Here is a 20,403-nt window from a genome sequence, read left to right on the forward strand (position 1 = left end):
ACCGACACACGCGCGGCGTGTCGGCTGTCCTTCCCGGCCGCGAGGGTCGACGCGTCCTCAGGGGGCGCGTCCGTCCACTCCGGACCGTCTCGTCCCGATCGCCGCCGGATTCCGCTCCCACCGGGAAAGCCCCCGCCGGGGACGCTAGGCTGGGGAGGGCGAGGTGATCTTCCGGTCACCGGCACGACGCGCGGCAGTCGGCCCGCCGGGTCGCGCCCGCAGTGCCCGATCGTCCATGCGTGACCTGCACGAACCGACACGGTCTCCGAACGAGAGGAATGCCGGCATGAGCCTGGAGCGCCCGACCGACCCGGACCCGTACACCCTGTTGCCGGAGGTGCCGGCGTTCACCGTCACCTCCACCGACGTCGCCGACGGCGACAAGCTCTCGCTCACCCACGTCTTCGACGGCATGGGAGCCGGTGGCGAGAACCGCTCGCCGCAGCTGAGCTGGCGAGACTTCCCGGAGACCACCAGGAGTTTCGTGGTGACCTGCTTCGACCCCGATGCCCCGATCCCCGGCGGCTTCTGGCACTGGGTCGTCGTCGACATCCCGGTCGGAGTCACCGAACTGGCCCACGACGCTGGCAACCGCTCCGGCAGCGGGTTGCCCGATGGCGCCTTTCATGTCACCAACGACCTGGGCGAGAAGGCCTACGGCGGCGCGGCACCGCCCCCCGGTGATCGCCCGCACCGCTACTACTTCGTGGTGCACGCGGTCGACACCGACAAGCTCGGCGTCGACGACACCGTCAGCCCGGCCGTCGTGAGCTTCACGCTCGCCTTCCACACCGTCGGCCGCGCGATCATCACCCCGACCTACGCGCACTGACCTGCACCGCTGGTGCCGGTGCGCCGACACCGGCACCAGCGGTACGATCTCGGAGACGAGCGGGACGGAGTAGCTGTGAGCGTCCGGGTGCTCCCGGCCTTCGTCGCCGTGATCATCGCGGTCGTCCTCGCGCTCGTCCTGTTCGTGCCGTTCGTCGCCCGGGCGCACCGCCGCCACGGACACCTCGGCCCCGGGCGTACGTTTCTGCACTTCGCCGCACTGCTGTACGCGTTGGGGCTGGCGGCCTACGTCCTGATCCCGCTCCCGCCGACCGGTCCCGGGTTCTGTGCCGCGCTCGCGCATCTCACACCTCAATGGGAGCCGCTCCGCTGGCTCGCGGGTCTTCCCCGCCCCGGTTCGGCCGCCGACGTCACCTCGCTGCTCTCGTACTCCACGGTTCAGCAGTTCGGCTTCAACGTGCTGCTGTTCGTACCGCTCGGCATGCTCGCCCGCCACCTCGCACGCGCGGGTGTCCCGCTCACCGTGCTGCTCGGGTTCGCGACGTCGCTGTTCGTGGAGCTGACCCAGCTGACCGGCATCTGGTTTCTGTACCCGTGCCCGTACCGACTGTTCGATGTGGACGATCTACTCGCGAACACGCTGGGAGCGGCGTTCGGGAGTGCGTTGGCGCCCGTACTGCGACTGGTGTCCGGTCCCGCCGGCAGCGACGCAGGCGAGCCGAGACCGGTCGGTGTCGGACGACGGCTCCTCGGAATGGTGTGCGACGCGTTGCTGCTGTGGTGGTGCGGCAGTGCTGTGCTGCGCGCCTCGGAAGTACTGCTGCGTGAAACACCATGGGAGGGCACGATCGCCGCACGCACCCTCGCGCTGTGGTTCACGCCTGCGTTCGCACTGCTGTTGTGCACGGTGTTCGGACGCGGAACCACACTCGGCCAACACGCGGTCCTGCTGCGCGCGACGCGGCGGGACGGCCGTGCGCCGAGCGCGCAGGAGGCCGTCGTGCGGTGGCTGGGCGGGCTCGGCGGGCTCGCGGTCGTGCAGGGGTTCCTACCGCTGCTCGACGTGCCTCGTGCGGGGGCGTTCGTCGCGCTCGCCTGGTGCACGATCCACGCGTTCGGTGTGACACGAACGCACGACCGGCGAGGAATCACAGGCGTGCTCGCCGGGTTGACAGTGAAGGACGCACGGGAGGACGACGCGTCGCTGCGGCCGCCCGTGACGAGAACAACACCTCAGTGATGCAGGATGGATGGACCCGTGCCCCACTTCGACCTCGTCATCATCGGATCCGGCTCCGGCAACTCGATTCGCGACGAGCGGTTCGCCGACTGGAACGTCGCCGTCGTCGAGAAGGGGATCGAGGGCAGCTACGGCGGCACGTGCCTGAACGTCGGCTGCATCCCGACGAAGATGTTCGTGCACACCGCCGACGTGACGAGCACTCCGAGCAGCGGCACGAAGCTCGGCGTCGACCTCGAGCTCCGCGATGCCCGCTGGCGCGACATTCGCGACCGCATCTTCGGCCGCATCGACGCGATCTCCGAGGGCGGGCGCCGCTACCGGGCCGAAGGCGAACCGACCGTCACGCTCGTGGAGGGGCAGGGCAGGTTCACCGGAGTGAAGGAGTTCACCGTCGATGGCGCCGACGGCCGACAGGTGCTCACGGCGGACCGATTCGTCGTCGCCGCGGGCGGGCGCCCGGTGATCCCGGACATACCAGGGATCGAGTCCGTCGGCGCGCACACCAGCGACACCGTCATGCGGTTGGAATCGCTGCCGCCGCGAATGATCATCCTGGGTACCGGCTTCGTCGCCACCGAGTTCGCGCACGTGTTCTCCGGGCTCGGGGTCGACGTCACGCTGATCGGCCGGTCCGGGCGGGTCCTGCGGGCCCAGGACGAGGATGTGTCCGCCCGCTTCACCGAACTGGCCGAGCAGCGCTGGGACGTGCGGCTCGACCGCAAGGAACTGGACGTCGAGCGTGTCGACGGCGTGACGCGCCTGCACCTCGACGGCCCGGACGGCCCGGAGGTCGTCGAGGCCGAGGAACTGCTGGTGGCCATCGGCCGCCGTCCCAACACGGACCTGATCGACAGCGCGGCCGGCGGGCTCGACACCGCAGCGGACGGCAAGATCACGGTCGACGCGACTCAGCGCACCAGCGTGGACGGCGTGTGGGCGCTCGGGGACGTCAGCTCCGCGTTCGAGCTCAAGCACGTCGCCAACCACGAGATGCGTGTCGTGCAACACAATCTGCTGCACCCCGATGAGCCGATCGAGTCCGATCATCGATTCGTTCCGCACGCCGTGTTCTCGTCGCCACAGATCGCCTCGGTGGGGCTCACCGAACAACAGGCCCGAGAACACGGCGTGCGGTACGTCACGAAGATTCAGGACTACGGCGACATCGCCTACGGGTGGGCGATGGAGGACACGACCGGGTTCGCGAAACTGCTCGCAGATCCAGCCACCGGGAAGATCCTCGGAGCGCACATCATCGGCGCGCAGGCTCCGACCTTGCTGCAGCCGCTGGTGCAAGCGATGGAATTCGACATCGACGCCCGCCGAATGGCGCGCGGACAGTACTGGATCCACCCCGCGATGCCGGAGCTGGTGGAAAACGCGCTGCTCGGACTCCCGCTGGACTGAACTAGTATTCAAGGGGAAACGGACAGCGAGGAGGACGAGTCGCCGTGGCGCACAGCACCTTGGACCGGATTTTCGAAACAGTCGTCGACCGCAACCGCGGTGAAACCGAATTCCACCAGTCGGTCTGGGAGGTCTTCGAGAGCATCGGTCCGGTGCTCGACCGCCATCCCGAGTACGCCGACCGAAAAGTCATCGAGCGACTCTGTGAACCGGAACGACAGATCATTTTCCGGGTGCCGTGGGAGGACGACAACGGCGAGGTCCACATCAACCGTGGGTTCCGAGTGGAGTTCAACAGCGCACTCGGGCCGTACAAGGGCGGACTTCGGTTCCATCCCTCGGTGTATCAGGGCATCGTCAAGTTCCTCGGCTTCGAGCAGGTCTTCAAGAACGCGGTGACCGGCCTGCCCATCGGGGGCGGCAAGGGTGGCTCGGACTTCGACCCGAAGGGGCGTTCCGAGCGCGAGATCATGCGGTTCTGCCAGAGCTTCATGACCGAGCTGCACCGGCACCTGGGTGAGTACACCGACGTCCCCGCCGGGGACACCGGTGTCGGCGGCCGTGAGATCGGCTTCCTGTTCGGGCAGTACAAGCGCATCACCAACCGGTACGAGTCCGGGGTGTTGACCGGTAAGAGCCTCGCCTACGGGGGCGCGCAGGTGCGCACCGAGGCGACCGGATACGGCTGTGCGTACTTCGTCGAGGAGATGCTGGCGGTACGTGGAGACTCTCTCGAGGGCAAGAACGTCGTCGTGTCCGGGTCGGGCAACGTCGCGATCTACGCGATCGAGAAGACGCACCAGCTCGGCGGCACGGTCGTGGCGTGTTCGGACTCCAACGGCTACGTCCACGACGAGAACGGCATCGACGTCGAGCTCGTCAAGCAGCTCAAGGAAGTCGAGCGGGTGCGGCTCGCCGAGTATGCGGAGCGCCGTCCTGGCGCCAAGTACGTGTCGGGCCGTTCGGTCTGGGAGGTGCCGTGCCAGGTCGCGATGCCCTCCGCTACCCAGAACGAGCTCGACGGCGACGCGGCCGCGATGCTCGTGCGCGGCGGCTGTGTCGCGATCGGCGAGGGTGCGAACATGCCGACCACGCCCGAGGGAGTGCGCGTCTTCCAGGAGGCGGGCGTCGCGTTCGGCCCGGGCAAGGCGGCCAACGCGGGTGGCGTGGCGACGTCGGCGTTGGAGATGCAGCAGAACGCCTCGCGGGACTCGTGGGGCTTCGACTTCACCGAGAGCCGGCTGCGCGAGATCATGCAGGACGTGCATGCTCGCTGCCACCGCACGGCGGAGGAGTACGGCATGCCGGGCAACTACGTGGCGGGGGCGAACATCCACGGCTTCGTCCACGTCGCCGACGCCATGCTCGGCCAGGGCTTGATCTGAGGACCCCATGAGGCGAACGGCACTTTCGCCCCACCACACGAGGCGAAAGTGCCGTTCGCCCCTTCCCGACGTCCCCGGGGTGGCAAATTCGCGCGAATTTGCCACCCCGTTGTCCACAGGGTGCGGGATTGTCCCCACTCGGTTGGGGGGCGTGCTGGGGTTCCGCGCCGGCGTGTCAGATGGTGCGGGGGCGACCGGCGACGACGCCGATGCAGCCCTGGACCACGACGACGCCGAGGACCAGCAGCAGCGAAGCCGTCCACGCTCCCGTGACCACGTGCAAGGAACCGAACAGGAACGGCCCCGCGGTCGCCACGATGTAGCCGATGCCCTGCGCCATCGCGGAAAGCTGCGCGGTGTCGGCCGCGTTGGCGGTGCGCAACGACAGGAACACCAGGGCGAGCGGGAAGGCGCTGAGCCCGACTCCGACGAGCAGCGCCCACACCACGGGCGCCGCGGTCGGTGCGACGATCAGGCCGAGCACGCCGGTGGTGCTGAATACGGCGAATCCGACGGCCCAACCGGACTGACTGCGGCTCCTGGCAACCAGCGGCGGCAGCACCATGTTCATCGGCACGCCGACGAGTAGCAGCAGACCGAGCAGCAGTCCCGCTTGCCCCGCCTCCATGCCGGCACCCTTGAACACTTCCGGCAGCCAGCCCATGACGACGTAGGCCACGAGCGACTGCAGCGCGAAGTAGGCCGTGACCGTCCAGGCGAGCGGGCTGCGCAGCACTCTCGAGGGCGCTGCGGACTTCGGTGCGTACGCGTCGTGGTTGCCGATGCCCCGCGTGGCCGTGGTCCAGACGATCAGCGCTGCGAGTGCGACGACCGACCAGGTGGCGAGCGCGAGTCGCCAGCTTCCCGTGCCGCTGAGCAGCATCGGGGTGAAGGTCGAGCCGAGCGCACCGCCCCCGGCCATGGCGGTGGTGTAGAGCGCGGTGGCCGTGCCCACCCGGTCGGGGAAGGACTCCTTGACGACGACGGGGATGAGTACGTTGCACAGGGCGATCGCGCCGCAGGTCAGTAGGGTTCCCGCGAGCACCGTCCACGGCCCGTCGACGACGCGGAACAGCATGGCGGCGGTGAGCACGCCCAGCGCGACCGCGACCGCACGATGCACTCCCCACCGACGTGCGAGCAGTGGCGCGGCGACTCCGGCGACCCCGAAGCACAGGGTCGGCATGGAGGTGATGACGCTGGCCCAGGTGGTGCCGACGCCGAGGGATCCACGGACTTCGCCGAGGATGGCGGCGAGGCTGGTGACGGCGGGGCGCATGTTCGCGGCGGCGAGCGCGACGCCGATGAGCAGCAGGACACCGCCTGTGATCGTGCGAGTACCCGGCGTGTGCCGCTCCGGCTTCGCGCGTCCCGCCGGCGGCGAACCTGCCTCAACCGCCCCACCGGCCCCACGATCGGTGGCATTCTGGGCGGCCACGTCGCGATGCAGGGTCGGCTCGGTACTCATCGCGTACAAGTATTACAAACGTAGGATGTTTGGATGAAAGGATCTCGCTGTGCCATTGGTCACCACCAAGCGGACCGGCCTCGTCGACCAGGTCATCGCGCAGATGCGCGAACTGGTCTCGTCGGGTGAATGGCCCTTGGGGCAGCGCATCCCTCCCGAGGCCGAACTCGTCACCGCACTCGGCGTCGGACGCAACACCGTCCGCGAGGCGGTGCGTGCCCTCTCCCACGCCGGGTTGCTCGAGGTGCGGCAGGGCGACGGCACCTTCGTGCGTGCGACCAGCGAAATCTCCGGTGCGGTCGGCCGGCTCTGCGGCACCGAACTCCGCCGGATCCTCGAGGTCCGGCGAGCGTTGGAGGTCGAGAGTGCGCGACTGGCCGCCCTCGCCCGCACCGACACCGACGTCGCAGAGCTGGCGACGCTGCTCGACGACCGCGACGCAGCGCTCGAGGCCCGGGAGGGCGAGCGGGTGGCCGACACCGACACCCGCTTCCATCTCCGCCTGGTCGAGGCCGCGTACAACCCGGTCCTGCTCGAGCTCTACCGCGGCATCAGCGAAGCCGTGCAGTCGAGCGTGGCGACCATGTTCGACGCCGAAGCGCCGTTCGGGGACCACGTCTCGCATCGCGACCTGCTGGAAGCGGTGCGCGCGGGCGACCCGGTGCGTGCAGCCTCGGAGGCCGGCGGATTCCTGGAGGAGTTTCTCACGCACCTGGGTACGGCGGGTCAGGACTGAGGCTGAGAACTCCGTTCAGAAGGTTCCGCCGCCGACCTGCCCACGCAGATCACCCCGCGCATGCTCTCAGCCGGAGACGTCCACCGGCCAGAAGTCGGTGCCGACGTCGAAGGTGCCCTCGGCGCTGAGGTCGGCGCCGGAGGCGTCCGAGGTGTCGCCACCGGAGTATTCACCCACCAGCCCGGCGGTGGCCAGGCCGCCGATCACGCCCCCGGCGAAGCCCTCCCTGCCGGAGGATCGCCCGCACGGCTGCAACCGCATCGCCGGAACACCGAAGCGGGTGATGACGATCTCTTCACCGGCTTCGGCACGGTCGAGCAGTTCGGTGAGCCGTTGCCGGACTTCGTCGACCGTGAACGCCGCCATAGGTCCGAATCTACCCGCGTACACGCCCGCACGGACCGGTTGTCACTCGGATGCCAGGCAGGAGCGAACGGATGGCAGAGTCGGAACGGGCTCGTCGAGGCAGCGCCACAGCGCGTCGGTGTCGAGGTGCTGTTCGACGAGGTCGCCCAGCAGATCCCATTGTTTCGCCCGCAGCGCGGCGAAATCGGTGCCGCCGGAGACCCGGAAACCGTCCCGCCCGGCGTGCCGCGCCGCCCGGTCGAGGAACACTCGACGGAACTCGTCGTTCTCGAACAGGCCGTGCCAGTGGGTTCCCGCCACGGCGCCGTCGATCGCACCCTCGGGCTCGCCGGACGCCAAGAACAGGAGCGGTTCCAGGGTGTCCGAACGCCGCATCGGAACGCCGTGATGGATCTCGTACCCGTGCACGTGGGTGCCCCAAGCGGAACCGCTGGGCCGAGCGAGCGTCTTCTTCTCGGCGAACTCGATGTCGAGGTCGAGCAGTTCGAGTCCGGGCACGCGCCCGGCCCCCGACTCGACGGTGTCGTCGATCGCACGGCACAGCATCTGGAAACCACCACAGATGCCCACGACCGGCAGTCCGGCCCGCGCGTGGGCGAGCACGGCGTCGGCGAGCCCGGTGCTGCGCAGCCAGTCCAGGTCGGCGACCGTCGACTTCGAGCCGGGCAGCACGACGAGGTCGGCGTCGGCGAGGCGGGACGGTTCGGTGACGAACCGCACCGCGACCCCGGGCTCGGCGGCGAGCGCCTCGACGTCGGTCGCGTTGGAGATCCTCGGAAGTCGCGGCACAGCGACCCGCAACCACTGGTCGCCTTCGGGCGGCGCGGGGCGACCCAGCACCCCGTCGGCGACGGTGGACAGCGAGTCCTCCGCGTCGATCCACAGCTCCTCGGCCCAGGGCAGGACCCCGAGCACGGAACGACCGGTGAGCGCGCGGAGTTGGTCGAGCCCCGGTCGCAGCAACGCCGGGTCGCCGCGGAACTTGTTCACCACGAATCCCGTGACGAGCGCCTGGTCCGCGGGGTCGAGCAGCGCGAGCGTGCCGAACATCTGCGCGAACACCCCACCGCGGTCGATGTCGCCGACGAGCAGCGTGGGTAGGTTCGCGGCGCGCGCGAGTCCCATGTTCGCGATGTCGTGGGCACGCAGGTTGATTTCGGCAGGCGAGCCCGCACCTTCACAGATCACGGCGTCGTGCCCGGCCCGAAGACCATCCAATGTGGACACCACTGTGTCCAGGAGTGCCGCCTTCCGGTCCCGGTACGACAAGGCCGTCACGTCTCCGACGGCCTCACCGAGCACCACGACCTGCGAGCTGCGATCGCTACCGGGCTTGAGCAGCACGGGATTGAACCGAACCGACGGCTGAACCCCGCAGGCCGCGGCCTGCATCGCCTGCGCGCGGCCGATCTCTCCGCCGTCGGGGGTGACCACCGAATTGTTCGACATGTTCTGCGCCTTGAACGGCACCACATCGACACCTCGGCGGGCCAGCCACCGGCAGATCCCGGCGACGACGACGCTCTTGCCCGCGTCCGACGTCGTCCCCGCCACCAACAATGCGCCCACACGACCTCCCCGTTCGACGCCGCAGAGCAGGTTAACCGGATCGCCGGCACGCTCACCGCACGCGGTGCCGCATTCCCCCAGCGTCGCCTTGACCAGCGCTGACGCGCGCGTGAGCCTTTTTGGTGCCTATGACCACCACAAAGGCTCACGTGAACTTGTGGGCGGACGGCTTCCGACGACGCACCAGCCGGGTGAACGCGCGCCGGGAACCGCTCGGCACAGGCAGGCGTCCTGCCACGGCATCGTCGAGCACGCTGTCCACGGTTTCCTGCGAGCACGTGCGGTTCGTCCCGATGCCTCCGGAGGGGCCGCGCTTAATCCATCCGACCACGTACGCCCCCGAGACCGGTTGTTCCGTGACCGGATCGACGACTCGACCACCACGATGGGGCACGGTCGCGGTCGCCTCGTCGAACGGCAGGTCCGCCAGCGGCGCGCTGCGGTACCCGATCGAACGGACCACCAGGCCCGCTGAGATCCAGTCCTGCTCCGAGGTCAGCTGGACGCGCTCCCGTTGCACGGTTCGCGCCACCAGCACCGAGCCGTCGGAGGCGATCTCCACCGGAGCGGACCAGAACCGGAGCACGAGCCGCTTGTCGGCGCAGCGTTGCTCGCAGCTCTCGATCGGCACGCCGTCGAGCAGCGCCGCCTTGTCACCCGGAGCCGCTGCGTCGATCGCTTCCCGCACGCCCGGCTGGTCGTCCACCACGATCCGAAGATCGGGATTCCGGGACAACGCACGGAATTCCGGGCGGGTGTAAGCCGCGTCCCGCGGTCCCCGGCGCCCGAGCAGGACGACCTCCCGCACGCGACTGCGGCGCAATGTCCGGAGTGCGTGCTCGGCGATGTCGGTCGTGGCGAGTTCTTCGGGATCGGACAGCAGGATGCGGGCGACGTCGAGCGCCACGTTGCCGTTGCCGACGAGCACGACTCGCTCGGCGGAGAGGTCGACGGCATCCGGCGGGACGTCGGGGTGCGCGTTGTACCAGCCGACGAATCGGGTCGCCGAAATGCTCGCCGGACCGTCCTCACCGGACACGTCGAGCGTCCGTTCCCGGCTCGCGCCCACGGCGTAGACCACCGCGTGGTGGTGCTCGGCGACCTCGGCGTGCGACACGTCCGCCCCGACCTCGAGGTTCATGTGCGCGCGCAGCCGCGGATGCCGGTACAGCGCCGCGAAGGAGTCCCCGATCTTCTTCGTCGACGGATGGTCCGGGGCAACCCCGTAGCGTACGAGGCCGCCGGGTACCGGGAGGCGGTCGATCATCGTGATCTCGGCGCTGGTCGACCGCAGCAGCGACTGCGCCGTGTACGCCGCTGCCGGTCCCGTGCCGACCACGGCGATGCGTAGCTCGTCCGAACCCTGCGGCCCCGAGCGCGGGAACCGCGGCGCACCCCAGGTGTGGTCCGCACCGTTGTCCTCGTAGTACTGGGCGTTGATATCACTGAACACGGCTTGGTCAGCGCTGAGCAGGTCCACCGGGAACACCGCGTCCACCGGGCACGCGTCCGCGCACGCACCACAGTCGATACACGTGCGCGGGTCGATGTAGAGCATCTCCGTCGTGCCGAAGTCCGGTTCGTCCGGCGTCGGATGGATGCAGTTGACCGGACACACCGACACGCACGTGGCGTCGTTGCAGCACGTCTGGGTGATCGCGTAAGCCATGAAATTCCTGTCCGCAGGATGAACGTGTTCGGTGATCTGCGTAGGTGGTTCCGTAGCGGAACCTCACCTCGCGGCCGGCTGCGGGATCGTCGACCTCAGGTAGCACGCCTACATCACGTCGACGCTGTCCTCGCCGGCCACGAGGTGAGAACCCGCCGGTGGCCGGTCTGCGTAGGCGGTGGGGCGCCTACCGGCGCGGTCTGCCCACCGCAGGTCAACCGCGCCTCGAAGCCTTGTTCAGACCATGTCGACTTGCCGGTAGAGCGCTGTGGCGGGCCGGGTGAGCAGACCTGTCTCGGACAGGAAGTCCATCAGGTGCGCGCAACTCGACCGCATCATCGCTTTGCGGTGTTCGTTGCGCCGGACCTCGGCCAGGGCGCGCCGGGTGTCGAGACCGGCGGCCGCGTACACACCCGTGTTCACCATGTTGCGGACGATCACGGTCGCGACGGCGGCGATGAGCGCGCTGCTCGCGTGACGGCGGACGCTTCCCACTTCGCGCATGTGGTCGCGGATCTCCTGGCGCGCGAACTTCATGTGCCGGGACTCCTCGACGACGTGGATCTTGCTGGAGGTGCGCACGATGTCGAGGACGTTCTCACCGCGCATCCAGTCGCGTTGCATCACGTCGAGGATCTCCTCGGCGACGAGGATGCCGCCGTAGGCGTTCTCGGCGGTGGCCAGCGTTTTGAACGCCCTGCCGAGTTCGGCGCTGGCGCGGTTCGGGTAGTAGGCGCGGACGCCCATCTTCTCGCAGGCGCGGGCGAACATGATCGAGTGCCTGCACTCGTCGGCGATTTCGGTGAGAGCGAACTGGAACGAGGAGTTCGCCGGGTTTTTCACGTACTGATCGCGCAGCACCATCTGCTGCAGGATCATCTCGAACCAGATGCCGGTGCTCATGATCGAGCACACCTCGTGACGAGTGAGCGTGACCCGCTGGCGTTCGCTCATCTCGTTCCACAACGGCGTTCCGTACAGCGTGCTCCACTCGGGATTGAGGCCGTAGTCGTCGTCGGGCAGCGGCGCCTCCCAGTCGATCTCCTCAGTGGGGTCGTAGGAGAGCTTCTCGGCGGATTCCAGGAGACGCCGCGAGCCGTCCTCGGCCGCGCGCTCGTCCTGCACGTGCTCCGTGGTCGAACCGGTCATCAGGGCACCTCCGGTGAGTCCAGGTGTTACTTCCAGTAACAGATACATCATCGTACCACCCAGAGCGACAAGAACGTGCTGTCCATCACACGGCCAATCGTGAGCACGACGCGGCCGATCGTAGGCTGAACCGATGCCCCCGCACAGCGCCACACCCGAGACGGCCGACGGCCGCGCCGACCGCTGGGCGGGTCAGCGGCAACGGCGCCGCGCGGAACTCGTCGACGCGGCACTGGCCGCGATCGCCGAACACGGCCCGACCGTGTCCACCGAGCAGATCGCCACTCACGCAGGCGTCTCCCGACCGCATCTCTATCGGCGGTTCCGGGGCGCCGAGGACCTCCATCGGGAAGTCGCTCGCCGCATCGGAGAGCTCGTGCTCGCCGAGATGACGCCACTGCTGGACAAGCCCGGCGGCTCGGCCCGGGCGATCATCGAACAGGCGGTCTCGGCGATGGTGCGCTGGCTCACCGACAACGCCCATCTCTACCGCTACCTCGTGCACCGTGCCGCTGAGGGCAAAGACAGCGGCGAAGACGTGGCCGGTGGGGTTCGTACCGCGATCGGTTCCCAGCTCAGTGCCCTGCTCGCCGCCTACATGGAGATCCTCGAGATCCGCCAGCCCATCGCCGATCCCGGTGCGTTCGGCATCGTCGGGTTCGTCGAGTCCGCTACGAACCGCTGGCTCGACGAGCCCGGCGAGCTCACCCGGGAGGAACTGATCGCGCACCTGACCGGCTGGATCTGGGGCACGATCGACCACGTCCTGCGCACCTCGGGCGTTCACATCGAGGCCGACACGCCGCTACCGGGCCTGTGACCCGAGCTGGACCCCGGCCAGCGTCTCGGTAGCTGTCTGTGACCTTTGCCCTGATGCCCGTCACGGCATGGTCCCCGTGTGCTCAGCCCCAGCACACTGAGAGGCAGCTTCTCAAAAGAAGCCTTCGAACTCCTTGCTCGTGGACTCGTGCCCGGGTACGGCCTTGAGCCCGAGGTCCTCGCTGATGCGCTGCGCCGTACGGACCACAACCGGCATCACCTCCCGACGCAGCGTCTCGACGTCGGACCGGCCGCTGGAGGTCGCCGAGGCCAAGGCGGCGACCACGGCACCGGACTGATCGCGCACCGGAGCCGACACCGCGATCACGCCTTCTTCGATCTCGCTGGCGACGATGGCCCAGCCCTGACTCCGCACCCGGCGCAGCTCTTGGCGCAAACCGATCGGGTCGGTGATCGTGTGCCGGGTATGGCGGGGCAGCCCGGCCTCGATGACCCGGTCCAGCTCGTTCGCGGGCGCCCATGCCAGCAACACCCGGCCCATCGAGGTCGCGTACGCCGGAACGCGCGTTCCCAACGCGACGTTGACGCTCATGATCCGACGTACCGGAACCCGTCCGATGTAGACGACTTCGGTTCCGTCCAATGCCGACAGCGAGGCGGATTCCTCGGTGTTTTCCGCTAGTTCCAGCAGATGCGGCTGCGCCACGTCAGTGATCGAGTTCGAGGTGGAGTAGTGCTGCGCGATGCTCAGCACCCGCGGTGTGAGCCTCCAGCGTCCCTCGGCGCCGTGGACGTACCCGAGCTTCTGCAGGGTGATCAGGATACGTCGCACGGTCGGACGCGAGAGCTCGGTGGCGGCCGCGATCTCGGCCAGGGTCGGGCTGGGACGGTCCGCGTCGAACGCCCGCAGCACCGCGAAGCCGCGCTCGATGCTCTGGATGTAGTCGCGCTCGGTCTCTCCGGTGGTCATCGGACTCCATCCTTCCCTACGTGACTTGACGCACGACGTGACGTGCGGCACTCTCAGTGCTGACCGCATAGCGTTCAGTTTGTACGCAGAGCGTACTAGGAGCGACCATGACGCTCGACCAACGAGAAATCCGCAACGCACTCGGCCGGTTCGCGACCGGCGTCACCGTCGTCACGTGCCGCAACGAGCACGGAGAGCCGCACGGCGCCACGGTCAACGCCTTCACCGCCGTCTCTCTCGAGCCCGCCCTGTGCCAGGTGACGCTGACCCGCAAGTCCAAAGCGTGCAGTTACCTCGACGACGCACCGTTCGCGGTGAACGTGCTCGCCGACGACCAGACGAGCGCGGCATGGCACTTCGCGGGTCGCCCCCAGGACCCGCAGCCGGAATGGGCCCAGACCCCGCTCGCGCCGGTTCTCGTCGGCAACGCGGCCACCCTCACGTGCCGGCCCTGGCGCACCTACGACGGCGGCGATCACCTCATCGTGCTCGGCGAGATCGACGACATCGAGATCCGCGACACCGAACCGCTGCTGTTCTACGCAGGGGGATTCCGCGCCCTACGTCCCCACGACAAGGACCACTGGGCCGTGTCGAGCGACTGCCCGGAGATCGGGTGGTTCGACGCGGCGAGCGACTTCTCCCCGTTGTGGGAACACCGCGCCACCGCCTCCTGAGCAGGCCCCGAGACCCGCCCGAACGCACCGACCGATCAACGACGAAAGGTCCCGTGATGACCACCCAGCAGGAGAACCCGACCGCTGAGGCGACCCAGAGCCCCACGAGCAGCCGCCCGCTGACCGGCGACGAGTACATCGAGTCCATTCGCGACGGACGCGAGATCTTTCTCTACGGCGAGAAGGTCGGCGACGTCACGACCCACCCCGCCTTTCGCAACTCGGTGCAGATGACCGCGCGACTCTACGACTCCTTGCACGACCCGGAGAAGCAGTCCGTGCTCACGACGCCGACCGACACCGGCAACGGCGGGTTCACCCACCCGTTCTTCCGGACTCCGCACAACGCACAGGACCTCTACGCCGACCGCGACGCGATCGCGGAATGGGCGAAGATGACCTACGGATGGATGGGCCGCAGCCCGGACTACAAGGCGTCGTTCCTGGGAACGCTGGGCGCGAACTCCGACTTCTACGAGCCTTTCGCGGACAACGCCCAACGGTGGTACAAGGAGTCGCAGGAAAAGGTCCTGTACTGGAACCACGCGATCATCAACCCGCCGGTGGACCGGGACAAGAACCCGGACGAGGTCAAGGATCTGTTCATCCACGTCGAGGAGGAACGCGACGACGGCCTGATCGTCTCGGGCGCGAAGGTCGTCGCGACGGGTTCGGCGATCACGCACTACAACTTCATCGCCCACTACGGATTGCCCATCAAGAAGCGCGAGTTCGCCCTCGTGTGCACCGTGCCGATGGGCGCACCCGGTATGAAGCTGATCTGCCGCAACTCCTACTCCAACGTCGCCGACAGCACCGCGAGCCCGTTCGACTATCCGCTCTCCAGCCGTTTCGACGAGAACGACACGATCTTCATCCTGGACAAGGTGTTCATCCCGTGGGAGAACGTCTTCATCTACGGCGACGCCGAGAAGGCGAGCACGTTCTTCCCCGGTTCCGGCTTCCTGCACCGGTTCACGTTCCACGGAGTGACCCGACTGGCAGTCAAGCTGGACTTCATCGCCGGACTGCTCATGAAGGGCGTCGAGGCGACCGGCACGAAGGACTTCCGGGGCATCCAGACCCGCGTCGGTGAGGTCATCGGCTGGCGCAACATGTTCTGGGCGCTTTCGGACGCGATGGCCGCCAGTCCCGACGAGTGGAAACACGGCGCCGTGCTGCCACACTTGGATTACGGCTTGGCCTACCGCTGGTTCATGACCGTCGGCTACCCGCGCATCCGCGAGATCATCATGCAGGACCTGGGCAGTGGCTTGATCTACCTGCCTTCGCACGCGAACGACTTCAAGTCCCCGGAGATCCGCCCGTACCTGGACCAGTACGTGCGCGGCTCGAACGGCTACGACTCCATCGAGCGCACCAAGCTGATGAAGCTCATCTGGGACTCGGTCGGCAGCGAGTTCGGCGGCAGGCACGAGCTCTACGAGCGCAACTACTCGGGCAACCACGAGGGCGTCCGGGCCGAGTTGCTCTTCGCCGCCCAGCAGTCCGGTGCCGCCGACGGAATGAAGGGCTTCGCCGAACAGTGCATGGCCGAGTACGACCTGGACGGCTGGACCGTGCCCGATCTCTACAACCCCGGCGAGACCACGCTGGGCGGTCGCTGATCCGAGGAGACGTCATGACCACCACAGACCCGTCGCCCACCGCCGCCGACTCCGGATCGTCGGCAACCGAGGCGTTCCGCGCAGCCCACCAGGGCGAGCACGGCACCGAGCAGGTCTCCGCCGAGCGCGTGGCCACCGTGGTGCACGCCGTGCTCTCGGGCGTGCACGAGTCGATCCGCGAACACGAGGTGTCCTATCCCGAGTTCCAGGCGGCCAAGCAGTGGCTGATGAACGTCGGCGAAGGAGGCGAGTGGCCGCTGTTCCTCGACGTGTTCGTCGAGCACGCCGTGGAAGAGGTCGCCGCGCGAAGCCATGAGGGTTCGCAGGGCAGCATCCTCGGTCCGTACTACCTGCCGAACCAGACCCGGCTGCCTGCGGAGGCGTCGCTTCCGGCCCGGCCCGACGAGAAGGGCACCCCGCTGGTCTTCGCCGGCCAGGTGCGCGACACCTCGGGACAGCCGGTGAGTGGGGCCGAACTCGACATCTGGCACGCCGACGACGAGGGCTACTACTCGGGTTTCGCACCGGGAATTCCGGAGGGAAACCTGCGTGGTGTCGTCGTCACCGACGAACAGGGCCGGTTCCGGATCAGCACGGTGCAGCCCGCGCCGTACCAGATCCCGACCGACGGCCCGACCGGCACGCTCATCACCGCCGCCGGTTGGCATCCGTGGCGTCCCGCTCACCTGCACCTGATCGTGCGGGCGCCGGGACATCGGCCGATCACCACCCAGCTGTACTTCGAGGGTGGCGACTGGCTCGACAGTGACGTGGCGGAAGCGACCAAGCCGGAACTGGTGCTGGATCCGCAACGTCAACAGGACGGTCACCTGCTCTCCGAGTACGACTTCGTCCTCGAACCCGTCTGACCAGTCGGCCGGGCCGCGACTCGCGCGGCCCGGCCGACCCTCGATCGGGAGCACCCATGAACGCTGACGCACGATACGACGGCTCGGAGACCGTTCTGCTCGACAGGCCTTCGTCCGGGCCGTTCCTGTGGAACGGACTCGACGAGGTCCCCGCCGGGTGGGGTCCGTGCGTGGTCACGCTCGGCGTGTTCGACGGAGTCCACAAGGGACATTCGACGGTCATCGGCCACGCGGTCCGTGCGGGACGGGCGCGCGGACTGCCGACCGTGCTGGTGACCTTCGACCCGCATCCCGCCCGAGTCGTCGGCATCGACCGCGACACGGCGACGCTGACCACCGTCGAACGCCGTGCCGAACTCGTCCACGAACTGGGGGTGGACGCGGTGCTGGTACTGCCGTTCACCCCGGAACTCGCCCGAGTTACCGCCGATTCTTTCGTCGACCGGGTGCTGGTGCGGACGTTGGAGGCGCGAGAGGTCGTCGTCGGCAGCAACTTCACGTTCGGCCACAAGGGTTCGGGAACGGTCGACACCCTGCGCGAACTCGGCCGGAACCACGGATTTCGCGCGCACGGCGTCAACTTGACGAGCGTGCGAGACCACCCGAACTCGTCAACGCACGTGCGCACCTGCCTGCGCAGCGGCGATGTTCGCGCCGCGACGCACGCGTTGGGCAGACCGCACCGGATCGACGCCTACTGCGACACCACCGGATACCTGCGGCTTCCCGCGGGAACCGCGATCCCCGCCGCCGGGCTCTATGTCGCCCGCACCGGAACCGACACGGTGCACGTGCGGGTGTCGCCGGACGGCGCGATCCTGCTTCTGCCTCCCTCCCCCGGCGCGGTCAACCTGGAATTCCTCGAGCGACGACGGGAGTGACACTCCCAGCCGAACGCAGGAGTCCTTTGTGGATGACGGAATCGCTGGCGTCGTATCTTGTCACGACCAGTAAGACCTACTTTGAGGAAGAACCCTGAACATGGACTTCACCGAAGAGACGGCGTCCGATGCGGTCGTCGCCAGCTTCGCCAACACCGAGGACCCTCGCCTGCGGGCGGTGCTGGGCTCGCTCACCCGGCATCTGCACGACTTCGTCCGGGAAGTCCGGCCGTCGCACGACGAGTGGGCGAAAGCCGTCGACTTCCTGACCGAGGTCGGCCAGACGTGCGACGAGACCCGGCAGGAATTCATCCTGCTCTCCGACGTCCTCGGCGTGTCGATGCTGGTCGAGACGATCAACGGGCAGCACGGTGGAACCGAGAACACCGTGCTGGGCCCGTTCCACGCCGTCGAGTCGCCGCAGCGGGACGCAGGCGAGAACATCGACCTGCTCGGCGAGGGTGAACCGTGTGTGGTGACCGGGCGCGTCGTCTCCACCGACGGCGAGCCGCTGCGCGGGGCGAGCGTGGACATCTGGCAGTGCACCTCGGAGGGCTTCTACGACGTGCAGCAGCCCGACGTGCAGCCGCTGGGCAACGGGCGCGGCCTGTTCCGCTCCGACGACGACGGCCGATTCTGGTTCCGCACCGTCGTACCGAGCCACTACCCGATCCCGACCGACGGCCCCGTGGGCGCACTGCTCGAGACGGCCCGGCGTCACCCGTACCGGCCTGCGCACATCCACCTGCTCGCCGAGGCGGCCGGACACGAACCCGTCACGACGCACTTGTTCGTCGCCGACAGCCCCTACATCGACTCGGACGCGGTCTTCGCCGTCAAGCAAAGCCTGGTCACGGAGTTCGTACAGGTCGACGACGAGGATCAGGCCAAGGCCTACGGCGTACAGGCACCGTTTCGGCTCGTTGACGTCGAGATCAGCCTGGAAACCGAGGGACGCCTCGCGTGACGGTCACTCCGTGGCGTACCGCGGGTCGAGCGCCGTTCTCGCGGGCTCCCACTCCATACCGCCCGGTTGCCAACCGGACCGCAGCTCGCACCACCAGAAGAACGACACGCAGCGCTCGACGAAACGCCACCGGCCGTCGGACTCGCGGCGCATGACGTCGGTGTAGCGCCCCGCCGCGACGTGCGGCTCACCGTCGACGACGCACGGTTGGTACAACCACGTCTCGCCCTGCGCGTCGTCGCCGTCGACGGTGACGGTCTCGTTCGAGCTGAAGTGCCACCACGCCGTGAGCGGACCGTGCTGCAGGCGCGGGAAGAACTCACGCAGCTGCTCGCGGCCCTGCGCGGTGGAGAGCCCGACGAACGCCCCGTCCTCGGTGAACAGGTCGGCGAGCTCGTCCCAACGGCCGTCATCGAGGTACTGGCAGTACTTCGCGCGAAGCTGGCCGATCTCGTGGATGTCCTCGAGGCGCGCGACCCTGGTTTCCAGGTCGTTCATGCGCTGACTCCCTCCGATGTCCGGACCTCGTTCGAGGTCGCGTGCAGGTCTCGCCGGAAATGCTCCCGCACCGTGTAGACCGCGACGAACGTGAGTGCGGCCATGACGACGATGTACAGCGACACCGACCACGCCCCGGCGGCGGCCAGCAACGCGGTCATGATGAACGGAGCGAGACCGCCCGCGAAGACCGACGCGAGCTGGAAGCCCAGCGAAGCGCCCGAGTACCGCACGTCGGCGGGGAACATCTCCGCGAACAACGCCGCTTGCGGCCCGAACATCACCGCGTGGATGGTGAAGGCGATCGTCAGTCCGAGCAGCACGAGCGGCACCGAGCCGGTGCCCACCAACCAGAACAGCGGGAACGCGAAGGCGGCCATGAGCACCGCGCCGACGAGGTACTGCGTGCGACGTCCCTTGCGGTCACTGAGCGCCCCGAACAGCGGGATCGTCACGATCTGAGTAGCTCCGGCGCCCAGCACGCACATCAGCATGCCCGTGCGCGACAGGCCCGCGTACTCGGTGCCGTAGTCGAGCATGCCGCTGATGAGGACGTAGAAGGTCGCGTTGACGACGAAGAACGCGCCCGCCGCCTGCAGAATCTCCCGCCGGTACAAGCGCAGAGCCAGACCCAGCGGCGATCGCCGCACGGTGCCCGCCGCCGAGCCTTGACGCATGCTCCGGAACACGGGCGTGTCCTCGATCTTGAGCTGCACGTAGATGCCGATCGCCACCAGGAACAGCCCGGACAGGAACGGCACTCGCCAACCCCAACTCTGGAACTGGTCGTCACTCATGGTCGCCACGAGCGCGAGAAAGAAGAGGTTGCCGGTCACCGCGCCCAGAATCGAGCCCATCTGGATGAAGCTTCCGTAGTAGCCGCGGCGCTCCACGGGCGCGTGTTCGGTGAGCAGCAACGCAGCACCTCCCCACTGCGCGCCGACGCCGAGCCCCTGGATCAGGCGCAGTGCCACGAGCAACAACGGCGCAGCCACGCCAATGGCGTCGTACGTCGGCAGCAGGCCGATACCGAAGGTCGCCCCACCCATGACGACCATCGCGCCGACGAGGGGTGGTTTGCGTCCGAAGCGGTCGCCGAGATGACCCGCGACGATCCCGCCGAGGGGCCGGGCGACGAACCCCACCGCGAACGTGGCGAAGGACGCCAACGTCCCCGCGACCCCGCTGAACTCGGGGAAGAACACGCTGCCGAACACGAGCGCGGCGGCGGTCGAGTAGATCATGAAGTCGAACCACTCGAGCGTGGTGGCGAGGACCGCGGCCCCGGTCAGGCGGCCCATTCCCGCTGGTCGATCGTCGGTCTGCATTCCGCCACCTCCGAAGAGTAC

Annotated in this window: 19 protein-coding genes; 11 read left to right on the top strand and 8 right to left on the bottom strand. The window is 68.2% G+C overall.

Annotated features, from left to right (window positions below):
- Positions 1–286: 286 nt before the first annotated feature.
- The 4 genes from GIY23_RS16955 to gdhA all read left to right on the top strand — a co-directional run bounded on the left by GIY23_RS16955 (position 287) and on the right by gdhA (position 4,827).
- The gene (locus tag GIY23_RS16955; protein WP_154077558.1) at positions 287–832 is read left to right on the top strand and encodes a YbhB/YbcL family Raf kinase inhibitor-like protein; all 546 of its coding nucleotides are present in this window, start codon (positions 287–289) and stop codon (positions 830–832) included.
- A 75-nt stretch (positions 833–907) separates the two neighbouring features.
- Positions 908–2,032: a VanZ family protein gene (locus GIY23_RS16960; RefSeq protein WP_154077559.1), complete on the top strand. Its 1,125-nt coding sequence runs from the start codon at positions 908–910 to the stop codon at positions 2,030–2,032.
- A gap of 18 nt (positions 2,033–2,050) precedes the next feature.
- The gene (locus tag GIY23_RS16965) at positions 2,051–3,442 is read left to right on the top strand and encodes a mycothione reductase (RefSeq protein WP_154077560.1); all 1,392 of its coding nucleotides are present in this window, start codon (positions 2,051–2,053) and stop codon (positions 3,440–3,442) included.
- A gap of 44 nt (positions 3,443–3,486) precedes the next feature.
- Positions 3,487–4,827: an NADP-specific glutamate dehydrogenase gene (gdhA, locus tag GIY23_RS16970; RefSeq protein WP_154077561.1), complete on the top strand. Its 1,341-nt coding sequence runs from the start codon at positions 3,487–3,489 to the stop codon at positions 4,825–4,827.
- A gap of 175 nt (positions 4,828–5,002) precedes the next feature.
- On the opposite strand, the gene GIY23_RS16975 is transcribed toward gdhA, so the two are convergent.
- Complete coding sequence (locus tag GIY23_RS16975; RefSeq protein WP_154077562.1) at positions 5,003–6,295, bottom strand: CynX/NimT family MFS transporter; 1,293 nt, start codon at positions 6,293–6,295, stop codon at positions 5,003–5,005.
- A gap of 49 nt (positions 6,296–6,344) precedes the next feature.
- Between GIY23_RS16975 and GIY23_RS16980 the strand changes: the two genes are divergently transcribed.
- The gene (locus tag GIY23_RS16980) at positions 6,345–7,031 is read left to right on the top strand and encodes a FadR/GntR family transcriptional regulator (protein ID WP_154077563.1); all 687 of its coding nucleotides are present in this window, start codon (positions 6,345–6,347) and stop codon (positions 7,029–7,031) included.
- 66 nt (positions 7,032–7,097) lie between these two features.
- Here GIY23_RS16980 and GIY23_RS16985 read toward each other — a convergent pair whose 3' ends face one another.
- The 4 genes from GIY23_RS16985 to GIY23_RS17000 form a co-directional block, all read right to left on the bottom strand.
- Positions 7,098–7,397: a type II toxin-antitoxin system Phd/YefM family antitoxin gene (locus tag GIY23_RS16985; protein WP_154077564.1), complete on the bottom strand. Its 300-nt coding sequence runs from the start codon at positions 7,395–7,397 to the stop codon at positions 7,098–7,100.
- Between the two features lie 42 nt (positions 7,398–7,439).
- Positions 7,440–8,966, bottom strand: coding sequence for a cobyric acid synthase (locus GIY23_RS16990; RefSeq protein WP_154077565.1), 1,527 nt, complete (start codon positions 8,964–8,966; stop codon positions 7,440–7,442).
- Between the two features lie 145 nt (positions 8,967–9,111).
- A complete protein-coding gene (locus GIY23_RS16995) occupies positions 9,112–10,635 on the bottom strand; it encodes an FAD-dependent oxidoreductase (protein ID WP_154077566.1) in 1,524 nt (507 codons plus the stop codon).
- Positions 10,636–10,872: 237 nt separating this feature from the next.
- A complete protein-coding gene (locus GIY23_RS17000; protein ID WP_154077567.1) occupies positions 10,873–11,784 on the bottom strand; it encodes an AurF N-oxygenase family protein in 912 nt (303 codons plus the stop codon).
- A 133-nt stretch (positions 11,785–11,917) separates the two neighbouring features.
- On the opposite strand from GIY23_RS17000, the gene GIY23_RS17005 reads away from it, so the two are divergent.
- Positions 11,918–12,604: a TetR/AcrR family transcriptional regulator gene (locus tag GIY23_RS17005; RefSeq protein WP_154077568.1), complete on the top strand. Its 687-nt coding sequence runs from the start codon at positions 11,918–11,920 to the stop codon at positions 12,602–12,604.
- Positions 12,605–12,715: 111 nt separating this feature from the next.
- On the opposite strand, the gene GIY23_RS17010 is transcribed toward GIY23_RS17005, so the two are convergent.
- Positions 12,716–13,534: an IclR family transcriptional regulator domain-containing protein gene (locus GIY23_RS17010; protein ID WP_154077569.1), complete on the bottom strand. Its 819-nt coding sequence runs from the start codon at positions 13,532–13,534 to the stop codon at positions 12,716–12,718.
- Between the two features lie 107 nt (positions 13,535–13,641).
- Here GIY23_RS17010 and GIY23_RS17015 point away from each other — a divergent pair, with 107 nt between their 5' ends.
- The 5 genes from GIY23_RS17015 (at position 13,642) to GIY23_RS17035 (ending at position 18,556) form a co-directional block, all read left to right on the top strand.
- Positions 13,642–14,211, top strand: coding sequence for a flavin reductase family protein (locus GIY23_RS17015; protein ID WP_154077570.1), 570 nt, complete (start codon positions 13,642–13,644; stop codon positions 14,209–14,211).
- Between the two features lie 56 nt (positions 14,212–14,267).
- Positions 14,268–15,839, top strand: a complete 1,572-nt coding sequence (locus GIY23_RS17020) for a 4-hydroxyphenylacetate 3-hydroxylase family protein (RefSeq protein ID WP_154077571.1) — start codon at positions 14,268–14,270, stop codon at positions 15,837–15,839.
- A 14-nt stretch (positions 15,840–15,853) separates the two neighbouring features.
- A complete protein-coding gene (catA, locus tag GIY23_RS17025) occupies positions 15,854–16,708 on the top strand; it encodes a catechol 1,2-dioxygenase (RefSeq protein ID WP_154077572.1) in 855 nt (284 codons plus the stop codon).
- Positions 16,709–16,764: 56 nt separating this feature from the next.
- The gene (locus tag GIY23_RS17030) at positions 16,765–17,589 is read left to right on the top strand and encodes a cytidyltransferase (RefSeq protein WP_154077573.1); all 825 of its coding nucleotides are present in this window, start codon (positions 16,765–16,767) and stop codon (positions 17,587–17,589) included.
- Positions 17,590–17,689: 100 nt separating this feature from the next.
- Entirely contained in the window at positions 17,690–18,556 is an 867-nt protein-coding gene (locus tag GIY23_RS17035) for a dioxygenase family protein (RefSeq protein WP_154077574.1), read from the top strand.
- A gap of 3 nt (positions 18,557–18,559) precedes the next feature.
- Here GIY23_RS17035 and GIY23_RS17040 read toward each other — a convergent pair whose 3' ends face one another.
- The gene (locus GIY23_RS17040) at positions 18,560–19,054 is read right to left on the bottom strand and encodes a nuclear transport factor 2 family protein (RefSeq protein ID WP_154077575.1); all 495 of its coding nucleotides are present in this window, start codon (positions 19,052–19,054) and stop codon (positions 18,560–18,562) included.
- Positions 19,051–20,382, bottom strand: coding sequence for an MFS transporter (locus GIY23_RS17045; RefSeq protein WP_154077576.1), 1,332 nt, complete (start codon positions 20,380–20,382; stop codon positions 19,051–19,053). Before GIY23_RS17045 ends, GIY23_RS17040 begins: the two co-directional genes overlap by 4 nt.
- Between the last annotated feature and the right edge of the window lie 21 nt (positions 20,383–20,403).

This window comes from Allosaccharopolyspora coralli (genome assembly GCF_009664835.1).
Taxonomy (GTDB): Bacteria; Actinomycetota; Actinomycetes; order Mycobacteriales; family Pseudonocardiaceae; genus Allosaccharopolyspora; species Allosaccharopolyspora coralli.

Coding starts and splice junctions, on each gene's coding strand:
- GIY23_RS16975 (WP_154077562.1), bottom strand. CDS start 6,295: ATGAGTACCGAGCCGACCCTGCATCGCGACGTGGCCGCCCAGAATGCC.
- GIY23_RS17040 (WP_154077575.1), bottom strand. CDS start 19,054: ATGAACGACCTGGAAACCAGGGTCGCGCGCCTCGAGGACATCCACGAG.
- GIY23_RS17045 (WP_154077576.1), bottom strand. CDS start 20,382: ATGCAGACCGACGATCGACCAGCGGGAATGGGCCGCCTGACCGGGGCC.
- GIY23_RS17000 (WP_154077567.1), bottom strand. CDS start 11,784: ATGACCGGTTCGACCACGGAGCACGTGCAGGACGAGCGCGCGGCCGAG.
- GIY23_RS17035 (WP_154077574.1), top strand. CDS start 17,690: ATGGACTTCACCGAAGAGACGGCGTCCGATGCGGTCGTCGCCAGCTTC.
- GIY23_RS17030 (WP_154077573.1), top strand. CDS start 16,765: ATGAACGCTGACGCACGATACGACGGCTCGGAGACCGTTCTGCTCGAC.
- GIY23_RS17005 (WP_154077568.1), top strand. CDS start 11,918: ATGCCCCCGCACAGCGCCACACCCGAGACGGCCGACGGCCGCGCCGAC.
- GIY23_RS17015 (WP_154077570.1), top strand. CDS start 13,642: ATGACGCTCGACCAACGAGAAATCCGCAACGCACTCGGCCGGTTCGCG.
- GIY23_RS17020 (WP_154077571.1), top strand. CDS start 14,268: ATGACCACCCAGCAGGAGAACCCGACCGCTGAGGCGACCCAGAGCCCC.
- GIY23_RS16955 (WP_154077558.1), top strand. CDS start 287: ATGAGCCTGGAGCGCCCGACCGACCCGGACCCGTACACCCTGTTGCCG.
- GIY23_RS17010 (WP_154077569.1), bottom strand. CDS start 13,534: ATGACCACCGGAGAGACCGAGCGCGACTACATCCAGAGCATCGAGCGC.
- catA (WP_154077572.1), top strand. CDS start 15,854: ATGACCACCACAGACCCGTCGCCCACCGCCGCCGACTCCGGATCGTCG.
- GIY23_RS16985 (WP_154077564.1), bottom strand. CDS start 7,397: ATGGCGGCGTTCACGGTCGACGAAGTCCGGCAACGGCTCACCGAACTG.
- GIY23_RS16995 (WP_154077566.1), bottom strand. CDS start 10,635: ATGGCTTACGCGATCACCCAGACGTGCTGCAACGACGCCACGTGCGTG.